19 protein-coding genes are annotated in these 24368 nt (G+C 43.1%); 7 read left to right on the forward strand and 12 right to left on the reverse strand.

The annotated features are described in order from the left end of the window. The 7 genes from C8R11_RS13095 to purE all read right to left on the reverse strand — a co-directional run. Positions 1–161: methane monooxygenase/ammonia monooxygenase subunit C (locus C8R11_RS13095; protein WP_280523906.1), on the reverse strand; the 161-nt coding region annotated here is incomplete at its 3' end. A 352-nt stretch (positions 162–513) separates the two neighbouring features. Next, positions 514–4056 carry a UvrD-helicase domain-containing protein gene (locus C8R11_RS13100; protein WP_107796092.1) on the reverse strand — a complete coding sequence of 1181 codons (3543 nt, stop codon included), beginning with the start codon at positions 4054–4056 and terminating at the stop codon, positions 514–516. Continuing rightward, complete coding sequence (locus C8R11_RS13105) at positions 4049–6856, reverse strand: PD-(D/E)XK nuclease family protein (protein WP_107796093.1); 2808 nt, start codon at positions 6854–6856, stop codon at positions 4049–4051. The genes C8R11_RS13100 and C8R11_RS13105 overlap by 8 nt, the downstream gene beginning before the upstream one ends. A 26-nt stretch (positions 6857–6882) precedes the next feature. Next, the gene (fdxA, locus tag C8R11_RS13110; protein WP_090701152.1) at positions 6883–7206 is read right to left on the reverse strand and encodes a ferredoxin FdxA; all 324 of its coding nucleotides are present in this window, start codon (positions 7204–7206) and stop codon (positions 6883–6885) included. 171 nt (positions 7207–7377) lie between these two features. Further along, positions 7378–8274 carry a phosphoribosylaminoimidazolesuccinocarboxamide synthase gene (locus C8R11_RS13115; RefSeq protein ID WP_244907687.1) on the reverse strand — a complete coding sequence of 299 codons (897 nt, stop codon included), beginning with the start codon at positions 8272–8274 and terminating at the stop codon, positions 7378–7380. A 22-nt stretch (positions 8275–8296) separates the two neighbouring features. Further along, positions 8297–9439 (reverse strand): 5-(carboxyamino)imidazole ribonucleotide synthase, encoded by a 1143-nt coding sequence (locus C8R11_RS13120; protein ID WP_107796094.1) that lies wholly within the window; start codon positions 9437–9439, stop codon positions 8297–8299. Positions 9440–9460: 21 nt separating this feature from the next. Next, entirely contained in the window at positions 9461–9949 is a 489-nt protein-coding gene (gene purE, locus C8R11_RS13125) for a 5-(carboxyamino)imidazole ribonucleotide mutase (protein WP_107796095.1), read from the reverse strand. Positions 9950–10123: 174 nt separating this feature from the next. Here purE and C8R11_RS13130 point away from each other — a divergent pair, with 174 nt between their 5' ends. The 6 genes from C8R11_RS13130 to C8R11_RS13155 all read left to right on the forward strand — a co-directional run bounded on the left by C8R11_RS13130 (position 10124) and on the right by C8R11_RS13155 (position 14627). Next, a complete protein-coding gene (locus C8R11_RS13130) occupies positions 10124–10555 on the forward strand; it encodes an ExbD/TolR family protein (protein WP_107796096.1) in 432 nt (143 codons plus the stop codon). Positions 10556–10669: 114 nt separating this feature from the next. Then, positions 10670–11311, forward strand: a complete 642-nt coding sequence (locus C8R11_RS13135; RefSeq protein WP_107796097.1) for a superoxide dismutase — start codon at positions 10670–10672, stop codon at positions 11309–11311. A gap of 29 nt (positions 11312–11340) precedes the next feature. Then, complete coding sequence (hisG, locus tag C8R11_RS13140) at positions 11341–11985, forward strand: ATP phosphoribosyltransferase (RefSeq protein ID WP_090701140.1); 645 nt, start codon at positions 11341–11343, stop codon at positions 11983–11985. Positions 11986–12028: 43 nt separating this feature from the next. Then, the gene (hisD, locus tag C8R11_RS13145) at positions 12029–13333 is read left to right on the forward strand and encodes a histidinol dehydrogenase (protein ID WP_107796098.1); all 1305 of its coding nucleotides are present in this window, start codon (positions 12029–12031) and stop codon (positions 13331–13333) included. A gap of 29 nt (positions 13334–13362) precedes the next feature. Then, positions 13363–14172, forward strand: a complete 810-nt coding sequence (locus C8R11_RS13150; RefSeq protein WP_107796099.1) for a TrmH family RNA methyltransferase — start codon at positions 13363–13365, stop codon at positions 14170–14172. Between the two features lie 101 nt (positions 14173–14273). Then, entirely contained in the window at positions 14274–14627 is a 354-nt protein-coding gene (locus C8R11_RS13155; protein ID WP_107796100.1) for a hypothetical protein, read from the forward strand. Between the two features lie 2 nt (positions 14628–14629). Here the strand turns inward: C8R11_RS13155 and uvrB are convergent, their stop codons facing one another. Further along, positions 14630–16660, reverse strand: a complete 2031-nt coding sequence (uvrB, locus tag C8R11_RS13160; protein WP_107796101.1) for an excinuclease ABC subunit UvrB — start codon at positions 16658–16660, stop codon at positions 14630–14632. A gap of 83 nt (positions 16661–16743) precedes the next feature. On the opposite strand from uvrB, the gene C8R11_RS13165 reads away from it, so the two are divergent. Beyond that, the gene (locus C8R11_RS13165) at positions 16744–17940 is read left to right on the forward strand and encodes a pyridoxal phosphate-dependent aminotransferase (protein ID WP_107796102.1); all 1197 of its coding nucleotides are present in this window, start codon (positions 16744–16746) and stop codon (positions 17938–17940) included. 78 nt (positions 17941–18018) lie between these two features. On the opposite strand, the gene flhC is transcribed toward C8R11_RS13165, so the two are convergent. The 4 genes from flhC to putA form a co-directional block, all read right to left on the reverse strand. Continuing rightward, positions 18019–18558 carry a flagellar transcriptional regulator FlhC gene (gene flhC / locus C8R11_RS13170; RefSeq protein WP_107796103.1) on the reverse strand — a complete coding sequence of 180 codons (540 nt, stop codon included), beginning with the start codon at positions 18556–18558 and terminating at the stop codon, positions 18019–18021. A 32-nt stretch (positions 18559–18590) separates the two neighbouring features. Beyond that, positions 18591–18914 carry a flagellar transcriptional regulator FlhD gene (gene flhD, locus C8R11_RS13175; protein WP_107796104.1) on the reverse strand — a complete coding sequence of 108 codons (324 nt, stop codon included), beginning with the start codon at positions 18912–18914 and terminating at the stop codon, positions 18591–18593. A 289-nt stretch (positions 18915–19203) separates the two neighbouring features. Further along, positions 19204–20922 carry a putative bifunctional diguanylate cyclase/phosphodiesterase gene (locus C8R11_RS13180; RefSeq protein ID WP_107796105.1) on the reverse strand — a complete coding sequence of 573 codons (1719 nt, stop codon included), beginning with the start codon at positions 20920–20922 and terminating at the stop codon, positions 19204–19206. 130 nt (positions 20923–21052) lie between these two features. Further along, the gene (gene putA, locus C8R11_RS13185) at positions 21053–24238 is read right to left on the reverse strand and encodes a bifunctional proline dehydrogenase/L-glutamate gamma-semialdehyde dehydrogenase PutA (RefSeq protein WP_107796106.1); all 3186 of its coding nucleotides are present in this window, start codon (positions 24236–24238) and stop codon (positions 21053–21055) included. Between the last annotated feature and the right edge of the window lie 130 nt (positions 24239–24368).

Here is a 24368-nt window from a genome sequence, read left to right on the forward strand (position 1 = left end):
TCCATGCCATGTGAGTACGCAAACGTACGCTGATACCAGATCCAGAATATCGCGACCGCCAGCATGATACCCATGCCCAGTTTGTAGTACTTGGAGTCGTACCACAATGACATGTCGTAGCCGGCACTTGCCGCACTGCTCGTTCCCATTGTTGTTGCCATGTTTATTCCTCCTTACTTACTTGTTAATTAACACTACTACTTCTCTTGTTCTTAATACTAATTAATTAGTACTGCTCTTTTTGCAACAGCTATTGACACCCCCATAGGCGCCTTTTTCACTGTAACCAACAGGCTAGTCGACCTTGATATATAAAGTCAAGTCATTTGTCATAAAATCTCCACCTGTAGTGTAGGGATTTGCATTATATTATTCGATAATATTTGCATTTTCAATATCCTAAATCAGCCTTAACATCTAAATATAAATTTACAGTGAATTTTATTTATACAGATATTATCCATTAGTCAGTTACAATTTTTTTACTACATTATTTTTAGTTGATCCAAGAATTCAATTACTCCAAGTACGCCACCCTTTCAGCATTGGAAAAAACAAACCCAGCCGTATGGCCCGCGTATCGATTTTTCGAAAAAAATTAGCGTAATTATTAAGCTGGTGTCGGTATCTTTCTTGCTCCCTGTCAAGAAATGATTCAACTCCAGAGCCCTCATGACTGCTTGTTTTATAATCGATAATCCATCGAATATTAGTTGCATCACAAAAAGTTCGGTCTATCACATAATCAACTACATTCCCATCAATCACGCCTGTCAACCTCAATTCATTCTGGGCCTCATACTGTTCACCAAGAATCCATCGTCCACGTCGATCCGATATGGAATTGGTCAGCGCAATCACAATACGTTCAACCGCTTGCTCCAGCGTTTTATCATCAGCACTCAGACCGTTCTTTAACAACCCATATGCAAACTTTTTACGCATTGATTGCACACGCTCAGCATCCCATCCTTTCAGTTTGTCTTCTGCAATTTGTTGCAACCAGCGATGCACAATACTGCCGACATGCTTCGCCACTTCACTAGCCCATGAGAACTCGATTTCATGATTCAAGTTTGTAATAATATGTGATCGCTTCCAGCTAACCGCTTTTGGCGCCACCGGTAGCTGCCAAGCTGTTGTCAATCTTAAAATAGACTGATCAACACATTGTTTTTTATAGCCATCACCTGCTTTTTCACTCTGACAATGCTGCAATTCCTGCGGCTGCATTCTAGCTGCATTGATATAAACGTGCTCAACTGCCGGCCAGAGTCTTTTTAATAAACTGCCTGACCGCGGTTGATGCAATTCTGGCTCGCCATCTTTCGCATTGATTTGAGTATGTCCAAACAAATGCAAGTATTTTTTTGCACGTGTTGCCGCGACATACAGTAAACGCTCCGCCTCATAGTTTTCTTTTTTGCGCTCAAGTGATTCCATCCATATATTAATGGAATCATTTTCTTTTCCAACTTTCTGAATAGGTGCCAGAAATAAATCAGTTTCGCTGACGTCATGTGAATTCAATTCGTCATTATCCGTGTTCTCACGGCGTGGCTGCTCCATCCAATTGAGCAGTTGTCTACCTCTTGTTTTTGAGGTATAACCTAGTCCTGGCACCAACACCGTATCAAATTCAAGTCCCTTAGACTTATGGATGGTCATAATCTGCAATTGCACATCCGCATTAAAATCTGCAGACGCAAAAAGCTTTGCCAACTTTTCCTCAAACTTTACAAAATCCAGTATATTTCCAGCTTTCTCATGTTTTTCAAGATATTCAAAAAAAATCATTGCGTCATTCAGCGAATCTCTAATCGATTTATCCTGCACAATTTGAGCATCCGCAGTCGCATTCACATTCGTGCCTCGTAGATGACTTATGGAAGATTTATCAATGCAACCGGGCCCACCCAGCGCCTTCCAGGCGAACTCAACCGTTGTGCGCAGCAATTGACGATATCGATTTTGCATACATTGCACGAATACTTTACTGACACGCCGCAATCTTTCAATACCATCACGTGAAAGGGAGTGCCAACAGTTTTCATCACTCACAAGCTCCCAGATTGTCTCTGTTTTCCACGTTGATTGCCCATCATGATCAATTGTTTGAACAGATATCAGTGACTGCAAATCGTCAAGCTGCAAACCACACCATGGCGCACGTAATACTGCCAGCCATGCCAGGCGATCAGCCGGGTTCGATAATGCACGTGTAAGCATCAACAGGTCCTGCACGATAGGCTTATGGTAAAGCGCATCAATTTCCACTGCATGAAACCGCAAACCAGATAATTTCAGAGTTGTAACAATTTCACTCAAATGACTGCGATTACGCACCAAAACCGCAATTGAATCTGTCGGATTACTTTGTCTGGATTGCAATATAACCGTCAGTACTTTGGCTGCCTCAGCAAATGACTCTTTCTCAAAAGCCGGATGAACGGTAACCGCCTGGCCAGACTGTTCAGCATGTACTGCTATTGACGGCGTATATGGCACCGCACCAACGGCAATATCCTCATGAGCGGGCATAATTTGCTTGAAAGCATTATTAATCCAATGGACAATTCCCTGTTGTGAACGGAAATTACTGCGTAATGTAATCGGATGTAGTTTCACACCTCCGATTCCTGTCTGGCGTGATTGTAAAAACAGGCCTACTTCCGCTTCCCGGAATCGATAAATCGATTGCATGGGATCACCCACTGCAAACAAACTTCGGCTGTCACCAAATTCCCATGCAACCACCAGTTTTTCAATCAGCTGATATTGACTAATTGAAGTATCCTGAAACTCATCAATCAATAAATGTTTAATACGATAGTCCAGCGCTAGCGCAAGATCTGTAGGCATCTCAGAATCGCCAAGCGCTGCAAGCGCACTTTGTGATACCTCAATAAAGTCTACTTGACCGGTTAACTGAAATATTATTTTCAGTTGCGCCACTGCATATGGCAGCAACCGTGTGATAGCACCCAGTATCTCCCATTGACTATCACTGTAGACAGGTAATGGCAACTGTCGTATATCCTGCAGAGCCTGCTGCAAAACATTGTTCGTTTTAAGCGCATTGATTACATTTATAATGCGTATTTTCCACGCTTGCGCGTTTTCTTTCTCCTTTTTGGTCTTACCTGCCGGGAAACCCTGCCTTGTATCCAGTTTTTTACGCCACTCGCCATTGGCTTGTAACAATAAATCTGCAATAGCACACCATTGTTCAACATTTTCCGGCAATGCAATAAGATCACGGCCAGCAATCATCACAGAAGATTGTTGTAGCGTTGAGAGATTTGCCGCGGCATAACGCACTAACGCAAGCAGTTCATCCTGTATTTCACCGGGAATCAAACCGCACAGATGATCAACAACATTCTGGCGAAAGTTTTTAAGTGATGTTTCCAATTCATCGCGTGTTTTTCGGTGAATATGCCGTAACCAATGGTCGCGTCGCGCCAGCATACCTACTAACAGATTCTCAATACGAGCCATATCGTTATCCAGATGCGTCAGCAACATTTCAATATCATCTGCGATGTCGTGATCTTGATTCAACAACGCGACTGTTGCACGAACCGCTTCAAGATAGTATTCCTCAGGGTTTTCTGTTGTTTCAGGTTGCGAGCCAAATTTTGACAATACCGGCATTTGCTGTGTTAACGAGGCACATAATGAATCGATGGTTTGTATCCGCAATCGTGCCGGATTTTCAACTATATGCCAACCTGCCTTGCGATCCCGCTGTATAGCAGCAATGGCAAGTTCGCAGGTCAATCGATCAAATGCATTCTCGGGTCGGGCTAAGGTATTGTTTGCTTTTTTTAGTGCATTCAGAATACGTTCACGCATCTCGGCGGCAGCTTTCCGGGTAAATGTAATTGCTACAATTTCTTCAGGGTTGTCAACGCATGTTAAGAGACGAAGGTAACGTTGTATTAACAAACCAGTCTTACCTGACCCTGCCGGCGCCTGAACAATAAATGAACCTGCCGGATCAAGTGCGCGCAAACGATCAGCTGCATCAGGTGCGCTTTGAAATTCAGTCATGCTCAGTATCTTGTTCTTCGGTGATTGACTCAATACGCTCATAAATACGGCAAAATGGCTTAATTTCGCAATACTGGCAGGTGAGCGGATAATTTTTTGGTAAAACACTGGCATCACCATTCAAAAAACCATCTGCCAGATTTATAAAATCCTGCTTCCATCTTGCGATTAATTTATCCCACGTTGAAAAATTTGCGCATGCTTTTATTTCGTTAAATGCTTTTACACCCGGTAACAATTCCTGTTCGCGCGCAATTCCTGAAAAATCCATTTGCCCTGGTTTTACCGAAGCAAATACTACGCCTGCTGCATCAGGTATGTCAGGCTGTACCATAACCAGATAAAGTGGCAACTGGGGCTCGTCAGGACGCTCTCCCAGCATTGTATTAATTCCATGCAAACGGGTTTTGTAATCAATGATGAGCCGCTGCCCATCATCGAGTTTGTCTACTCTGTCCAATCGCACTTTCAATACCAGTTGCCCTACCTGGACGGTGCTTTGTTCCTCAGTCGCAACAACACTGAAACCCCCACGCTTTCTTTCTTTATCCAGCCATTCGCGCACCAGATTTATTAATCGTCGCTGTTCAATTGCTGCTAAACGTTCCGTCAAAGCAAAAGGCCGTCGTTGTTTTATTACCAGAATCGCTTTATTGGCCGCATCTGTCAGCATCCTCGTTAAATCACCAGAAGCAATAGTATCGAGCGATTCTTTTGTTTTCAGTTGTCGCCATATCAGGCACAAAGCATGATGCACTAGTATTCCACGTTCCATCGCATTAAATCCCACATGCGGCTCTTCTCTACTTTTGATTTTCACTCGGTGACGCGCCCACGCACGAAACGGACAAGCCGCATAATCTTTAATAACTGTCACACCACCCTTGATTTCCCGTTTACCGGCCGGCTGTACAGCATAATCCACAATACTTTCAAGACATGCTGTTGCTATGATTGAGTCAAGATGATTCATATATTGAGGCAAATCAAGCGAGCAATCCGGAATTGACCGTATCATCTGACTCGGCGCCATTTCCTGCGCATCGGCGCGATTACTGAACTTAGGGTGACTTAAAACCACTTCTCCGGCACAGGACAGCCAGCCGTCTTTCAATTGGCGTGAGTAATTCAGTGCTTCGGCTGTCGACGCCATGGGTATCCGAACTTTTTTTTGTAGTTCGTATGGCAGAAATGGATTCGGTCGTGGACGCAATGGCCATTGCTCGTCCGACAGACCCATGACCCATAGATGATCAAAAGTCATACCTGCCGCTTCCAATACGCCTAATATTTGAATAGGAACACTTGGTGTTTGCGGTTGAAACAAAGTATTCTGTGCCATATATTTCAACCGTTTGAATGCTTCTTTATATAGCGATGTGGATATTACCCGATCCAGCGTTGCAAAATCTGCCAAGACCTCATGCCATTTTTGTAACGTCTGGTACTCTGTAGAATCCAGAGTACGCTCTCCTGGAAACCCCATTATCTGCAATACTTGGGAAATTAACTGCGCATAAACGGCATGCTGACCCTTGCGTGGCAAATTATGCTGACGGAAAGCGCGAAGTGATAACAGATTTTTGATGAGTATCGGGCACTTGGGTCCACTACTTTTGGCACTCCCCTCGTCTGTGCTCTCTATTTGTTGAATGAGCATCACTAGTTGTTCCAGTGTAATGAACGGCTCAGCGTATTGACACAGTTGCATGTCCAATAAAGCCCGATGATTCAATTCAGACTCACCACCTTCCAGAAAAGGGGAACGCAACAAACAACCAGCACGATCAAACGGCAAACCCTGTCCCATCAATTCCAATATCGAAAAAGCGGTATCAACAAGAGGATAAGCAGTCAGCGGCAAACCCAACGATATATTAAAAGGCATATTCTGCCGTTGTTGCGAATTTTTTTGTGGCAATGCATCCTGCACATCCGGTTGCATTACCTCACCAAAAATTCGCAGAACAGCATTTCGATAATTTCCCAATGCAGGCACGATTACACCGATTGATGCCGCATGATTAGCTTCGAGTCGCGATCGCGCCCATACAGCCGCTCGATAAATTTCTTCCTGCCCGTCAACATAACAGGTACGGCTAATACCTGCGACTCCTGATTGGTCCTGTAAAATAATCTGGGGTTTTACCTGAATGACTTCACAACCTGCTTTCTGCAATTTATCCAAGAAAAACAATTGTTGCGGCGTCAAATTTTCGAAACCATAGCAAAACAAGTAGTTAAATTTTGCCATGTTCATCTGTTCAAATGAATTGACAATCAGATCAACAAGACAGGCTGGATCAATCAGATGTTTTTCTGCAAGTAGCGTTTCGTAATTATCAGCCCATATTTGAAACACTTTGCTGTCATCATTCAGCACATAATGTTTGCCTTCAGCTGATAAACGCCAGACATGACGCAACTGCCAGGCTTCATAGGCATGGCGGGCTGTCTGTGTAATATTTAATAATGCTCTGCCAATGTCAGAAGACTGAATCACCTTTTCCCACAGCACATGTGCTTGCGCTGATGTTAATAGCAGCGGTATATCCTGAAAATCGCTGGAATAAAGTACATCCAGATAAATACGCTCAAGAAAAGATGTAAATGGAAGTATATCGGCTGAGTGCCAGACTGCTTTGTGTTGATTGGTCTGGTGCTGATTAAAGCTGTCTTTAAGCGCCTGAGCAAGTCTGCGGTTTGGCGTTACAACTGTTGTTGTTACCGTTATACCGCTATTCAGGCGCTTAAAAAACGCATCAAAAGGAAGTTGTGGAAATTGAGATAGGTCTAGCATGCGGCACTAAGATACCGCAATTCTGGTTAACGCTGCAATTCATCCAGTTTATCAGTCACGCTGGCCCACTCATCAGCATCGGGCAATGCGTCTTTTTTTTCAATAATTGGCTGCCACTCTTTAGATAGCTCAGCATTTAACGCGATAAAATCCAGTTGCGAGTCAGGCACATCATCTTCTGCATAAATCGCCTCAACCGGACATTCAGCAACACATAACGTGCAATCGATACATTCATCTGGATCAATTACCAAAAAATTAGGTCCTTCACGAAAACAATCAACAGGACATACATCTACACAATCAGTATATTTACATTTTATACAATTTTCTGTTACTACATAAGCCATGAAACTATTCCTTGCGTGACACTAATAGAATCCGCTATTTTAGCAGAATTTTATTCTTCATCGCCAATATATGTAAGGCAATAATGAATAACTGTATAGCCGCAAACGTTTAGTGATAGCGACAATAGTTCTCAGCTTTGTCAGAAGCAGCATCAGTGATCAGTGGTAATTCTATGCGGTTAATAATCTAAGCGCTTCCCAATACTTTTCTACAGTCTGCCGAATCACCTCATCCGGCAAAACTGGAACAGGGGGCTTTTTGTTCCAATTCTGTTTTTCCAGCCAATCTCGTACAAACTGTTTATCATAGCTGGGAGGACTGATGCCTGTCTGATATTGGTTTACAGGCCAGAAACGGGACGAATCCGGTGTCAGCACTTCGTCTATCAGATATAATTCGCCAGCATCATCGAGTCCAAATTCAAATTTGGTATCCGCGATGATAATACCTCTTTGTACAGCATATTCTGCTGCTTCAGTGTAGAGCTGAACTGCTTTGTTCTTGACTCGGGTGGTCAACGCTTGCCCCAGCTGGCGTTCCACTTCTGGCAATGCAATATTTTCATCATGCGCACCCACTGCTGCTTTGGTAGACGGCGTAAAAATAGCACCGCCAGGTAATTTTTCCGCCTGTTTCAGTCCTGGAGGCAACGGGATACCGCAGACTGCAGCGGATTGTTGATAATCTTTCCATCCTGAACCGGCGATATAACCACGCACAATGGCTTCGACCGGTAACGGTTTGAGTTTTCGAATGACAAAAGCGCGGTCAAGGACCTGCTCGCGTTCATTTGCCGCCACAATTGATTCGGGTGCAATACCGGTCAGGTGGTTGGGAATGATGTGGGATAATTGCTTAAACCAGAATGCAGATAAAGCGGTTAGCAATTTTCCTTTGCCGGGCACCGGATTAGGCAATATCACATCAAATGCTGAAATTCTATCTGTCTGTACAATCAATAATTTGTCATCGTCTACTGCATAAATATCTCGCACCTTGCCGCGATGCAGGAAAGTCAGACTTTTGATATGCGTTTCAAATAACGCGCATTCCTTTGTGGATATCAATACAGATTCCTTTGCGTTTAATCTAGTTAGATTCTATTACCTGTTTAATATGCAACGCTTTTGTTAACGCCTGATCAGCGGTTTCACCAAGCACAGTGAAATGCCCCATTTTACGTCCCGGCCGCGCTGCCCGCTTACCATACAAATGCAGTTTAGTGGATGGTTGCTGTAACACAAGCAACCAATCCGGTTCGCCATTTTGCCACAAGTCACCAAGCAGATTAACCATCACGCTCGGCTTATGCAATGCTGTATTACCTAACGGCAACTCACATAATGCGCGCACTTGTTGTTCAAACTGCGAGGTTATACAGGCATCAATGGAAAAATGCCCGCTATTATGCGGGCGCGGTGCAATTTCGTTTATAACCAGCTGACCATCTTCAAGCAAAAAAAATTCAACACATAACACGCCCCGGTAATTCAAGGTATCGGCTACATTTCCGGCAATTTCCAGAGCCTGCTTTGCAGTTTCTGCAGAAACCCTGGCCGGCACAATGCTGATATCGAGTACGCCGTTCATATGCTGATTTTCCACAACAGGGAAACACACCATTTTGCCGTCACCCCCCCTTGTCAACACAACGGATACTTCACATTTCAGTGGTAATTTCTTTTCCAAAACGCAGGGAACCGACTTCATTTCAACAAATGCTGCACTTAGCTCGGTCTCATTATTTACATGCTTTTGACCTTTGCCATCGTAGCCAAACTGGCTGACTTTCAGTATGCCTGGAAACAGACCGGCAGTAGAATTTGTGAAATTCCTGAATTGCCCAGCTTGTTCAATGATTGCAAATGATGCAATGGAAAAATTATTTGCCTGTAAAAATTGTTTTTCGGAAATTCTGTTTTGCGCGATTGACACACTTTTTGCATCCGGACTGACAATACAAAATTCTGATAATTGTGCAAGTACCGCAGCAGGAATATTTTCAAATTCTGTCGTAATGGCGGCGCACTGTTTGCCAAGCCGTTGTAATGCTGCCCGATCAGTATATTCGGCGCAGATGAATTGATCGGCTATCCGACCTGCCGGACTATCAGGATCAGAATCCAGCACAGTTACTTGATACCCCATCTGGTGAGCAGCCATGACAAACATACGACCAAGCTGGCCACCTCCTAATAATCCCAGCATTGCGCCTGGTAAAATAGACCTCATTCAGTTCATTCTTTCTGTATGTTATTCCGGCAATTGCATAGCCGCAACACTGTCAGCCTGTTTCTCACGAAACGCGCTCAATTGTTTTCTTATTTGATCATCATTATTTGCGAGGATGGCAACTGCAAACAGCCCGGCATTGGCAGCGCCCGCTTCCCCAATTGCGAAGGTCGCCACAGGGATACCTTTGGGCATCTGCACAATCGACAACAATGAATCCATTCCTTTCAAATAGCGTGAATTCACAGGAACACCCAATACCGGCACTGTTGTTTTAGCAGCAATCATACCCGGTAGATGCGCTGCACCACCGGCACCGGCGATGATACATTGAATCCCGCGTTTACTGGCATTTTCTGCGAATTCAAACATAGTGTCCGGCGTACGATGCGCCGAAATCACGCGTGCTTCGTAAGAAATATTGAAATCTTTTAAAATGGCGACAGCATATTGCATAACGTCCCAGTCACTGTTACTGCCCATGACCACGCTAATCAGTGAATCTTTCATTAAAAAGGTCGGTGTTTAGTAATTTGAAAAAATGAAACAAAAACAGTTGAAAATTTATATGTATTAAGACATGCAAAATATCTTTCAATTATTTCTTTTATAACTTGCTTGTTTATAATACTTGCTTCAAGCTATATAATTTTAAACCATATCTATAAATAAAAGCGTATTACTATGAATTTTCAACGTGGCCGACAAAAAGAGGAACCGGAAATCAACCTGGTTCCGATGATTGATGTCTTACTGGTCATATTGATTTTTCTGGTCATTACTACAACTTATTCAAAGTTTGCCGAACTTGAAATCACGTTACCTGAAGCCAATACGGAAGAGGTCGACAAAAATATAGAACAACCCAAGACCATTGATATTACTGTCAATGCGATGGGAGAATACACTATTAACTTAATACCTGTTAAAGCAACCAGTATTGAAAACCTGCGCGATGCGCTAAGCGCCGCCGCTGAAAATCAGCAAGATCCGCTGATTATTATTAACGCTGACGCAAAGGCAACACATCAATCGGTCATTACTGTGATGGAAGCCGCCCGTCTCACAGGATACAATAAAATCACCTTTACTACAGAAATGAAGCGTAATGATTAATTTCATTATGGCCTTACCAACAAAATTAAACAACAACACCCATAAAAACAGACATAACAATAAGAACAACGCTCGTTACATTTTAATTTGAAACTATTAACATAGGAGATTAGCATGTCAACTCAAAATCTTGATAATTTTTCAAGCGCCGCATTATCGGGTTCTCAATACGTTTTAGCCCCCCTGCCCTATGCAGATAATGCATTGGAGCCTGTTATCTCTGCAAACACACTCAGCTTTCACTATGGCAAACATCACAAAACTTATGTCGACAACTTAAACAAACTCGTCACAGGTACCGATTTTGAAGGTCAGTCACTTGAACAGATTATCCGTACGGTTGCAGGAAAAGCCGACAAAACAGGTATTTTTAACAATGCCGCACAGGTATGGAATCATATGTTCTACTGGCATAGCCTCAGCCCAAATGGCGGTGGCGAACCTTCATCAGATCTTAAGCAAAAAATCGAACAGTCATTCGGCAGCCTAGACGCCTGTAAAAAAGAATTTGCAAATGCTGCCATGACACAATTTGGCAGCGGCTGGGCCTGGCTGGTACAGGACGGTGACAAAATCGCTGTCGCCAAAACCAGCAATGCCGAATCGCCCATTACACAAAATATAAGACCCCTGCTAACGATTGATGTCTGGGAACATGCGTACTATCTTGATTACCAGAACCGCCGCGTAGATTATGTCAATACAATCCTGGATAAACTGATTAACTGGGAATTTGCGCAAGCTAATCTCGGATAATTGCACGATATAAAATTAAAACAGGTTTTATGACTGATATAACCATCGCTCTTTCAAAGGGGCGAATTTTTGACGATACAGCACCGTTATTAGCAGCCGCCGGCATCATAGCTCAAGATGATCCTGAAGCATCACGCAAACTGATACTCTCAACCAACCGTGCTAACGTGCGGTTGGTAATTGTACGGGCTTCCGACGTACCAACCTACGTACAGTATGGAGCCGCTGATTTGGGCATTGCGGGCAAGGATGTTTTACTTGAACATGGCGGCGACGGCCTTTATCAGCCGCTTGATCTAAATATTGCTCGCTGCCGGATGATGGTTGCTGTACCCGATGGGTTTGATTATGAATCAGCTGTTCGTCAGGGCGCACGGTTAAGAATCGCTACCAAGTATCTGCAAACAGCCCGTGAGCACTTTGCCGATAAAGGGGTGCATGTCGATCTTATCAAACTATATGGCTCAATGGAGCTTGCGCCATTAGTCGGACTTGCAGATGCTATTGTTGATCTGGTATCAACCGGTAGCACACTGAAGGCTAACTATCTGCATGCTGTGGAAGAAATCATGCCGATTTCCTCCCGGCTGATTATCAATCAAGCAGCCTTAAAACTGAAACGCAAAGCGATTCAGCCCATATTGAATGCATTCTCGAATGCCATCAAAAATTGACTTGATATAGCTTCTCGCTAACCTATCTGGACGCCTTATTCGCATGGTACAAATAAAACGACTCAATTCAACCGACAGCAGCTTTAATCAGGCGCTGCAGCAGTTACTGGCTTTTGAAAATGCGATGGATGAATCAATTGACACCACCGTCGCACAGATTCTGTCCGAGATAAAAAAACGCGGAGATGAAGCGCTGATTGAATTTACCAATCGGTTTGACCATGTAAATGTCACTTCAATGACAGAACTGGAGTTAACGCAGGATAATCTGCAACAATCATTGTCATCCTTGTCGATAGCACAACGCCAGGCGCTTGAACATGCAGCCGAACGAATCAAAACATACCACGATAAACAGGTCGCCGCTTCATGGCATTATCAGGAATCTGACAATACCATACTCGGCCAGAAAGTCACCCCACTGGATCGTGTCGGACTCTATGTTCCGGGTGGCAAAGCTTCTTATCCATCTTCAGTACTGATGAACGCTATTCCTGCCAAGGTTGCAGGTGTTCAAGAACTCATTATGGTCGTACCAACACCCAATGGTGAAAAAAGCGACTTGGTTCTGGCAGCAGCGGCAATTAGTCAGGTCGATCGTGTTTTCACCGTTGGTGGTGCTCAGGCCGTCGCCGCACTTGCTTATGGCACGAAAACCATACAACAAGTCGATAAAATCGTGGGACCTGGCAACGCCTATGTCGCTGCCGCTAAACGCCGCGTTTTTGGTATTGTGGGTATCGACATGATCGCCGGTCCATCTGAGATTCTGGTTATTTGTGATGGTAAAACCAATCCGGACTGGATAGCAATGGACTTATTTTCTCAGGCTGAACATGACGAAATGGCGCAGTCGATTTTGCTGTCGCCCGACGCTGGTTTCCTCAATCAAGTCGCACAAAGTATTGATAAACAGATCAATGACATGCCTCGGAAAAATGTAATTCGTGTTTCGCTCGAGAACCGAGGTGCATTGATACAGGTCCAGGATTTAGATGAGGCGTGTGCAATTGCCAACAGAATCTCTCCTGAACATCTGGAGCTCTCCGTTGATAATCCTGATAAATGCCTAGAAAAAATCAGGCACGCTGGCGCCATATTTATGGGACGGCATACTTGCGAAGCATTAGGAGACTATTGTGCGGGCCCCAATCATGTGTTACCGACTTCACGCACAGCACGTTTTTCTTCCCCACTGGGTGTATATGATTTTCAGAAACGCAGCAGCCTCATACAGGTTTCCGAGCAAGGCGCCACCAAGCTGGGTAAGATCGCTTCCATTCTGGCCAATGGCGAAGGACTATCGGCACATGCCAGATCGGCCGAATACCGCTTCAAGGTTGAGTAGCCTACAACAACCCTGCGGCAGTAGCAGAAATGCATCTGATAACTTCTCGCGAACACCCGGTCGTAAAACAATTCGTCAAGCTGCAAAAATCCGCTCAGTTACGTAAAAAGTGTGGCGCCACCATCCTTGATGGCGTGCATCTAATACATTCTTGTCTCTTCACTGCTGGAACACCGGTAGTGCCGAATTATCTTGTGGTCAGTGAGTCCGGTCAGAACAACAAGGAAATCAAATCGCTGCTGGAAGTCTGTATATATCACAAAGAAACACAAGTGTTTTTGGTTATTGATAGTCTTTTTCAAAGAATATCTCCAGTAAAAACGCCCACAGGCATCCTGGCACAGATCACCATTCCCGAGCCGGAGAAACCGCCCATTTCCACTAATCGGGATTCAATTTTCTGCGTTTTGCTTGAAGCAATTCAGGATCCTGGTAATTTAGGCACAATACTGCGTTCTGCTGCCGCTGCCAACGTCACCGATATCTATTTATCCAAAGATTGTGCTGACGCTTGGTCTCCCAAAACGCTACGCGCAGGAATGGGCGCGCATTTCTTGCTAAGGATTCATACTGATTGCAATCTCGTTGAAATTGTCAGGCATTTCCGAGGACAAATTTTAGCTACATCACCCCGTGCACCCAAAAGTCTTTATCAATCTGATTTAACAAAGCCTACTGCTTTTATTTTCGGGAATGAAGGAGCAGGATTGTCAAATGAAATCCTTCGGGCCGCAAATGAGATTATTTCTATTCCGATGCCCGGAAAAACGGAATCTCTCAATGCCGCAACCGCCGTAACGATTTGCCTGTTCGAGAAAGTACGCCAAGATATATATTAGCAACCCGATTATCAAACCCGGCATAGACATATGGATTGGAACTTAAAATCGTTGCGGTGTATCATAACTGTGATTCATTTATGCATTAATTTGGAGGAAACATGAGATTTACTGTTGCATCAATCGCGGTTTTAATAAGCAGTTTGCTTTTTTATCCCTTTAATACACTGGCATTACATCATGAGGAATCGCGCACAGCCGCAGCCGCAGCCGATAAACAATATCCCAACAATGAGGGTAAAGTTGTTGATGTCCTGGACACCACAGGCTACACCTATATGGAACTTGAAAACGGAGACAGACGCTTCTGGATTGCCGCACCGACAACAAAAGTCAATAAGGGCGATCATATCCGCTTTGTAGAAAGCATGTCGATGGAAAATTTTACAAGCAAAACTTTAAATCGCACATTTAGACGCGTTATTTTTGTCTCATCTACAATGATTAAAAAATAAGCTCATTCAATTTCAGCAGCACCAATAAATAATTTGTTCTTCAAACGTTTGATTTCATCCCGATACTGTGAAGCCTGTTCGAACTCCAAGTTTTTGGCTGCATTCAGCATGAGTTTTTCCAATCGTTGAATTTCCTTGCTGACTTGGCGCGCATCCATTGATTTATAATTTGCCAGCAGTTCACTTGCTTTCAGTTCTTTTTGCGCTGTATCGAAACTGTAGACACCGTCAATTAAATCTTTAATACGCTTGTGTACAGTACGGGGTGTAATTTGATGCTGCTGATTAAAAGCGCATTGTTTTTCGCGGCGACGATTTGTTTCATCTATTGCCAAACGTATCGACCGTGTAATCCGATCTGCATACAGAATAGCAGTCCCGTTAATATGACGGGCTGCTCTGCCAATGGTCTGAATTAAAGAACGCTCTGAACGTAGAAAACCTTCTTTGTCGGCATCAAGTATCGCCACCAGCGAGACTTCCGGAATATCCAGCCCCTCGCGCAACAGATTAATGCCTACCAGCACATCAAATTCACCCAGCCGCAAATCACGAATAATTTCTACACGCTCTACAGTGTCGATGTCCGAATGAAGATAACGCACTTTGATCTGGTAGTCCGAAAAATAATCAGTTAAATCCTCAGCCATTCGCTTAGTCAATGTTGTCACCAACACACGTTCATTCTTGGCAACGCGTAGATTTACTTCAGACATAAGATCATCCACCTGAGTGGTTACCGGGCGCACCTCTATGACCGGATCGACAAGCCCTGTCGGACGCACCACTTGTTCAACGGTTTGTCCGCTATGTTTGTGCTCATAATCCGCTGGTGTTGCGGATATAAAAATAGTTTGCGGCATCATTTTCTCAAATTCTTCAAATTTGAGCGGGCGGTTATCCAATGCCGAAGGTAAGCGGAAACCATATTGAACCAGGTTTTCCTTACGGGAACGATCTCCTTTGTACATGCCGCCAATCTGAGGCACTGTTACATGACTCTCGTCGATATACATGAGTGCGTTTTTTGGTAAATAATCGATTAGTGTAGGCGGCGGTTCGCCTGGTTTTTTACCCGAAAGATGCCGGGAATAATTTTCGATACCTTTGCAAAAACCGAGTTCGTTCAGCATTTCAAGATCAAAACGAGTTCGCTGTTCGAGACGTTGTGCTTCAACCAAATGATGATTCTGGTAAAGATAATCCAAACGCGCTCTCAATTCGATCTTAATGGATTCCATTGCGCGTAGCGTTGTGCTTCTAGGTGTCACGTAATGACTGGAAGGATAAACGGTATAGCGTGACAATTTTTGCAAAACACGCCCGGTCAATGGATCAAATAATGACAGGTCTTCGACTTCATCATCAAATAACGAAATACGCACAGCAGCCTCAGAACTTTCTGCCGGAAAAACATCCAACACATCCCCTCTGACACGAAATATTCCGCGCGAAAATTCCAGTTCATTACGGTTGTACTGCATTTCAATCAAACGTTTGATAATGTCACGTTGCGAATATTTTTCGTTCACCCGCAAATGCAAAATCATGCCATGATAATCAACAGGATCGCCTATACCGTAGATGCAGGAAACGGTGGCTACAATAATGACGTCTTCTCGTTCGAGTAACGATTTGGTCGCCGACAATCGCATTTGCTCGATATGCGCATTGATACTTGAATCTTTTTCTATGAACAGATCTCGCGATGGTACATATGCTTCGGGTTGATAGTAATCATAATAGGAGACAAAATATTCAACAGCATTTTCCGGGAAAAATTCGCGCATTTCTGCGTACAGCTGCGCCGCCAGCGTTTTATTCGGCGCAATCAGTATCGCTGGTCGACCCAGTCGGGCGATTACATTCGCAATGGTAAATGTCTTGCCCGAACCCGTAACACCCAACAAGGTTTGATAGGCTAATCCATCGTTAATACCATCAATCAAGTTTGTAATTGCATTCGGCTGATCGCCGGCTGGTTCGAACGATTGATGTAATTTATATAAACTATTGGGGAAGGTCTCAATCACAGGTATAATTCCAAAGTCTTGAATTTCGTTTACCAGTTTATTCTAACATGCCGGTCTGCCTATTTTAGAGTGAGGAATTTGTTGTGCAACTTTCTAACCGCGTACAAGCCATTAAACCTTCTCCAACACTCGCTGTTACAGCCCGTGCAGCGCGATTAAAGGCTGAGGGTAAGGACATTATTGGTTTAGGTGCCGGAGAACCTGATTTCGATACACCCCAACATATCAAAAATGCTGCGATCGAAGCAATCAACAAGGGGCTCACGAAATATACTGCCGTAGGTGGAACACCGGGCTTGAAAAATGCCATTATTGCAAAATTCAAACGTGAAAATAACTTTGAATATGAAGCCAAACAGATATTGGTTTCCTGTGGCGGCAAACAAAGTTTCTTTAACCTGGTATTAGCCACACTCGATCCTGGCGATGAAGTCATTATTCCCGCGCCCTATTGGGTCTCATACCCGGATATCGTCCTTATCGCCGAAGGCAAACCAGTATTTATCGAGACAGGTATTGAACAAGGCTTTAAAATTACAGCCGGGCAACTCGAGAATGCCATTACACCCCGAACTAAAATGTTCGTTATCAACAGCCCCAGCAATCCTACAGGTGCTGTTTATACTCTGGAAGAACTGAAATCATTAGGTGAAATACTAAGAAAACACCCACAAGTTCTGATTGCCACCGATGATATGTACGAGCATATCCTTTTATCTGATAATCAATTTGTCAATATTGTGAATGCTTGTCCCGATTTACACTCACGAACAGTTGTTCTGAATGGTGTATCTAAAGCCTATTCAATGACTGGATGGCGGATTGGATATTGTGGAGGACCCGCTGAAATCATTACAGCGATGGAAAATATACAGTCTCAAAGTACTTCCAATCCATGCTCTGTATCACAAGCTGCTGCCGAAATGGCACTTAATGGCGATCAATCCTGTATTAAGCCCATGATTACTGCATTCATAGAACGCAATAATTTTGTTACTGAGCATTTAAATCAATGTAACGGAGTTCAATGCTTAAAATCAGATGGCGCTTTTTATGCTTTTGCAGATGCACGTGAAGCGATTGAGCGTTTACATACAAGAGGGATTATTAAAAATAAAAACGACTTGGAATTCAGTGAATACCTTCTGGAAAAATCGGGTGTGGCGATTGTTCCAGGTTCAGCATTCGGCAGCGAAGGTTACATGCGATTATCATTCGCGACCTCCTTGGATAACTTAACAAAAGCACTTGAGCGCATAAGGAATGCTTTAAACCACTGAATTATCATATCTTATTAAACCATAATTTTTTTCCAATCGAACATCTTATTGAAAATTACCTTGCTGATAACTTACTCATTAACACAGCTCCGATTCGGCGGCCGCCTTCTTGGTCTTTCCTGCTCTGGAAGGAATATTACATAATCCGCATACATGATTTGAATGTATATCAAGCGAATGTACTAAGAATTTTCCACCACATTGTACACAGGGTGTCACACATAATACTTCGCTTTCTACGAAACGAATCAAGGTCCATGCACGCGTAAGACTTAACACCTGCTCCGGCTTATTTGCCTCAATATGCTCCAAGTATAATTTATAACTCTTTATAAGAGTATCAATACTATTCGTATCGGAGTAAGTAGTAATGTAATTATAAATATTAAAGAATAATGAAGAGTGCATGTTAGGCTGCCAACTCATAAACCAATCTTCCGAGTATGGCAACATACCTTTCGGCGGAGATACTCCTCTGATTTCTTTATATAATTTAACGAGCCTTTCGCGACTTAGGTTGGAATTTACTTCCAACACCTGCAGACGTGCACCCAGTTTGATCAGATCCGAAGCCAGTTGAATCTGCTTAGCTTCGGTAAGTATGCTTCGATTACGCATTTCTACTTCCTCATAGAAGAACGACCAAAAACTTAAGCAACCGCTTCAGCGAGTTGTCCAGCCATTAATATCGCAGCATGTGATTGAGAAACCGCATTATTATCATCTCGATTATTACCGGATAGTAATTCAGCAATGAGGGTATCATTGAATCTAAAACGACAGAGCAGGCTGTTGGATGAAGCCATTTTGAGGAGTTGACTTGTAGTTAGTTTCTCAATAATATCAGCGACATCTTGGTTGACACCCAGTCGATACATTGCTGCAACTTTATCTTCACGTATCAATTGTTGAGCCAATAACAAATAACCTAAATTGATTTCTCTGATTTCATCAAGAAGCTGCTTTGTTTCCATCTTAAATTTCTCCTGTTTACAAAACACAACGATCAATACAACTAATATGCGTGTATTTTCGATCCTCACAGAATATAAGTAAATGGAAACAAAACCAAAACAACACTAGGAAAATCTCTTATCACCCTATAGGAATTTTTCCTACATACTAAAAATAATCAAACGAATTTAATATGTTAAGTTAAATATTTAAGGTTAACTATAAGATAAATTGTTACAGCTTGATAGTTTATTGACATACTGATGACTGCAGCCAGATGCATTGTTATATAGAAAACCCCCAATAGAACTAGGAAAGGGTCCCGGTTTTTCGCCGTTCTAACAGCGCAAGAAAATCTTCAGCAATAATCGGTTCACTAAAAAGATTTCCCTGCGCATAGTCACATTGTATTTCACACAAATATTCAAATTGTTCCTTGGTTGCTACACCTTCGGCTATAACAGATATTCCCAGGCTTCTTGCCAATGCATTGATTGCAGTCACAATAGCAGTATTATCTGAATCAATTCCCAAATCTGAAGTCAATGCACTATCAATTTTCAAGCTATTAATTGGCAATTTTATTAACGATCCGATCGCAGAACCTCCTGTACCATAGCAATCAATCGAAAGCTTTATACCCATACCACCCAATTCTTGCAAATTATTCATGCTGATTTCAGCGTCTTGCAAAAAGGATTCGGTAAATTTTAATTCTAGCAAATTAGGGGCAAATCCGGTCTCAACAAGAACATCCTTGACATATTTTACAAACTGATTCTGATCGAGTTCAATGCTCGATATACCAATTGTTACAGATAAAGCGCCATGCCCCATTTCATTCCATAGCTTAGTCTGCAAGCATGCCTGTTTAAGCATCCATTTACCAATTTCGAGAATCAAGCCGGTTTCGTAAGCCAGCGCAATAAATTTGCTTGTCGACAGTAGATCAATTTCTGGGTGATTACATCGTAAGATAGCTTCTGTTCCCTTTATATCACCCGTTTTAAGATCGACAATCGGTTCGTAATACACAGCAAACTCGTTATTTAAAAATGCTTTTCGCAATATTTCTCCAAGTTTCAGTTGCCTTGTTGCAGTCTCACCAACCTTATTCATAAAATACCGACAGCTGTTACGCAGGTTATCCTGAGATTCAGAAAGCGTTTTTTCTGCAATTGCCAACAACATTGAAACATTACTGCCATGAGCAGGATACACACTTACGCCAATATTTATTGTGGCGCAAAATTCAAAACCGTTAATCAAAATAGGTGTTGATACCATTTTCATGATCCGATCTGCAAACTTCTGAATATCTGCCAAACTGCTTACTTCGCAATTGAAAAAAGCAAATTTACTGCTTTCTATTCGAGACAAAAGGCATTTACTATTCGCATAAACCGACATGCGATAAGAAAGTTGTTGAATCAACATGTCGCCAACATTATATCCATAGGTACTATTGATATAGGGAAGGCGGCCTATCTTTATAAAATATACTGCCGCCAGCTTGTCTGTATTAGATTCTTTGGACAAAATACTGGTAATCTTTTCACAAAACAAATTACGTTTAGGAAAACCCGTTAAGTCATCATAATAAGCCAGCCTATAAACTTTACTCTCAGCCTGCAACTTTGCCCGTCTTGTTTCTACATCCTTTAACTCTCTTTCGATTGCAAGCACTAGTCTAGCAACTTGACCCTTATAAATATAATCATGCACGCCATGGTGTATCGCAGAAATGGCTTTCACTTCATTCATTTCATCTGAATAAATAATAAAAGGTACATTACGACCAATCTGCTTCCAGATTTCCAGTGCATCCATAAAGTTAAAGGAATGTTCAGTATGATTACAAATCAGTACTTGCCAGTCATTCTCATAAAATACAGCCCGAATATCTTTTACATCCGTTATCGCTTTATAATGTATTCTGATATTAATCTTTGACAGATCAGCGTACAGAAGAGAAGCTTCAGCTTCTGAATACCCAACCATTAAAATCTTTAAATTAATCCGTAACATAACTAGATTTACAATGTTTTATCATATTGTTTTTTACGGTTCTTTTTCAAGAAACTTTAAAGAGAACAAAAATCCTATATAACTAGACTCCTTTGCGTAATCGGTGGAGAGTGGAGTGCCTCAATTTTCCCTAACGCAAGTCTTGCTCAAGTAGTCCCGTATTGCCACCAATTGCTGCAATATTGTTGGTCACCGTCTGTTCGACGGCAAAGCGGCGCAAATAATCTGGTCCACCCGCTTTGGGCCCAGTACCGGACAAGCCCATACCGCCAAAAGGTTGCACGCCTACTACCGCACCGATCATATTACGATTGATATAAATATTTCCGACTCTAACTTGCTGCTGGATTTTGTTAATAGTGCTCTGAATACGGCTGTGAATCCCAAGCGTCAATCCATAACCAGTTGCATTGACAGTATCGATTACTGCATCCAGATTACTCGAAGAATAACGGATAACATGAAGTATCGGGCCAAACACTTCTTCCTGTAAATATTTCAAATCATTGATTTCAATCAATGTTGGTGAAAAATAATTGCCTATATAACAACCTGTTGCATCAACAAATGGCGGCAGTTGAAAAATTATATTGCCATGTGTGCGCATATGTTCAACATGTTGTTCAAGTCGTTCTAATGCAGCGCGGTTAATAACCGGGCCTATATCCGTAGCATAGTCACCAGGATTGCCAATTCGAAGTTGTTGAATTGCTCCAACCACCAGTTCAACAATTTTGTCTGCGGTTTCTTCGGGTAAAAATAACGCCCGCAAAGCAGAACAACGCTGACCAGCACTGTTGAATGCAGACAAAATAACATCTTGAACCAATTGTTCTTTGTGTGCCGAAGTATCTGCAATCATAAAATTCTGCCCACCGGTTTCGGCAACAAACGGTACAATAACTGGATGACCCGCCAACTCCCGGTTTATCCGATGTGCGGTCGCGGTAGAACCTGTAAAAGCAACACCGGCAATTCGAGAATCCTGCAACAACTGTGCTCCGATTTCCGAACCTTTACCCGGCAGAAATTGTAATACCGATTCGGGAATTCCGGCCTGATGCAAAATGCGGACACAGGCCATCGCTGTGAGTGTTGTGCTTTCCGCCGGTTTAGCGATAACAGTATTGCCAGCTGCCAGTGCAGCGGCAACCTGCCCTACAAAAATAGCAATTGGAAAATTCCAGGGACTGATACACACAAAAATACCACGTCCAAAATATCTCAGGTTATTTTCTTCACCAGTAGGCCCTGGTAAATTAATTGGATATCGAAACAATTCGAGCGCAGAAACAGCATAATAACGGCAAAAATCAACCGCTTCACGTACTTCTGCCAAAGCATCTTTGATGGTGCGCCCGCCTTCTCGCACACTCAGTGCTACCAACTCCATGCGTTGCTGCTCCATCAAATCAGCGGCTTTGAATAAACATCCGGCACGCTGCTCCACCGGGTAAAGACGCCAGTCATTAAAAGCAGATGCTGCCGCATCCAGTGCATCAACTATCGCTTGGGGATTACTATTTACAACTTCCCCAACCACTTCACTGCGATCATACGGTGCGATAATTGCCTGTGTTCTCCCTGTATAAGCTGTGCCGCTGATTAACGGCACAGCTTGATGTTGTTTATAAGCAAGTTCAGCCAGATTCTGTTGGAACTGTCGCCGCACCCTGGAATCTGCCAGGTTGCATCCTTGCGAATTGCGACGATGCTCACCATAAAGCGCTTCAGGCAAAGATAATCCCATTGGCGTACCGTCTTGCCAGGTGGTCACCGGGTCACAAACAACATCTTCAACAGCAATATCTGGATTCTCTATTTGGTGAATGAATGAAGTATTTGCACCATTTTCAAGCAAACGTCGTACCAGATAAGGCAACAAATCTTGATAACAACCCACAGGTGCATACACGCGGCAAACCACAGAGTGATTGTACTGTTCCAGAACAGCCTGATAAAGCGCCTTACCCATACCATAGAGGCGTTGGAACTCATAATTTGAATGATTGCGCACCATCTGCAAAATAGCAGCAACCGTATGTGCATTATGTGTGGCAAACTGAGGATAAAAACAATCCGGCTTGCTGATCAACAACCGGGCACAGACCAGATAGCTGATATCAGTAGCCGATTTGCGCGTAAACACTGGATAACCAGTCAGACCATTTTCCTGCGCACGCTTGATTTCGCTGTCCCAGTAAGCACCCTTGACAAGCCGTACTGGAATTTTACGTTGTTTATTTTTCGCCAATTTGGCAAGCCACTGTATAACATAGGTCGCACGCTTCTGATATGCCTGTACTGCCAATCCAAGTCCGGGCCATCCATCCAATTTCTCATGAACAAAAACAGCTTTAAAAATATCCAGCGACATTTCCAAACGCTCGCTTTCTTCAGCATCAACGGTTAATGAAATATCCCCAGCGCGTGCATATTGTGCTAGTTTAAGCAGTTTAGCCGTCAATTCAGGTACTGCATGTCGGTGTTGTAGTGGTTCATAGCGTGGATAGAGCGCGGATAGTTTCACGGAAACACTCGGCCTGATATAAAGATCATAATTGTCATTATCATTCCCAGCTTGGACTTTCGTTGCCAGTTGTCCAATCGCGTGCATATATGCATTAAAAAAACGGTCGGCATCAGCTGCCGTAATGGCTGCTTCTCCCAGCATATCGAAAGAATAGCGTATGCCTGAACGGGACTCAGTTTCACTAACTGCAGTGGACTTGTTGACAGCGTCTTCAATTGTCTCCGCCATCACAAACTGCTCACTCAGCAAAAACATTGCCTGCTTGAGAGCTGCACGAATGACCGGTTGTCCCAAACGCACGAGTAAGTTTTCAAACATTGATTGAAAACTTACAGGATGATTCGATTGTAACTGACGCTGATGCTGCTTAAGTGACCCGGACAACGCCAGCGCATCCGAAGCCAGATTTACCAGCAATGAATTGCTGTGGCCCAGGTGCTGATGCCAGTCGGCTGCTATTATTCGGTCTGCCAGAAACCGGTCCTGAGTAGCATGATCCGGAATGCGCAATAACGCTTCGGCAATGTTCATGAGCACAATACCTTCATCACTATTTAGCTGGTATTCGTGCAAAAACGCTTGTATTACTGATTGTTTAACAGAATGCCGGGACTGGTTTCTCTTTGCACGCACTTGCATTAGCAAATGGCGCGCATGATCCATCACCCCTGCCGCCTGATAGTGTGTCAACTGCCTCAACAATTCCTTTATCAATATTGCTTCGTCGGCTAAATAGCCATTATTGATTGCTTGACCGACAGAATGAGAGAAGTCTAAATGCATATAAACATCAGAGTGTTGTTTAAGAGTTTTTTACTAAATCAATGATCCTTACGCTGATGTTCTTATCCATATCTTCAAAAAACTTTTTCAAGCAGATCTTCAGCGCTTTAAAATTGCTTAAATCATTTTA

Origin of the sequence: Nitrosomonas aestuarii, from assembly GCF_003046585.1 — a bacterium.
GTDB lineage: Bacteria > Pseudomonadota > Gammaproteobacteria > Burkholderiales > Nitrosomonadaceae > Nitrosomonas > Nitrosomonas aestuarii.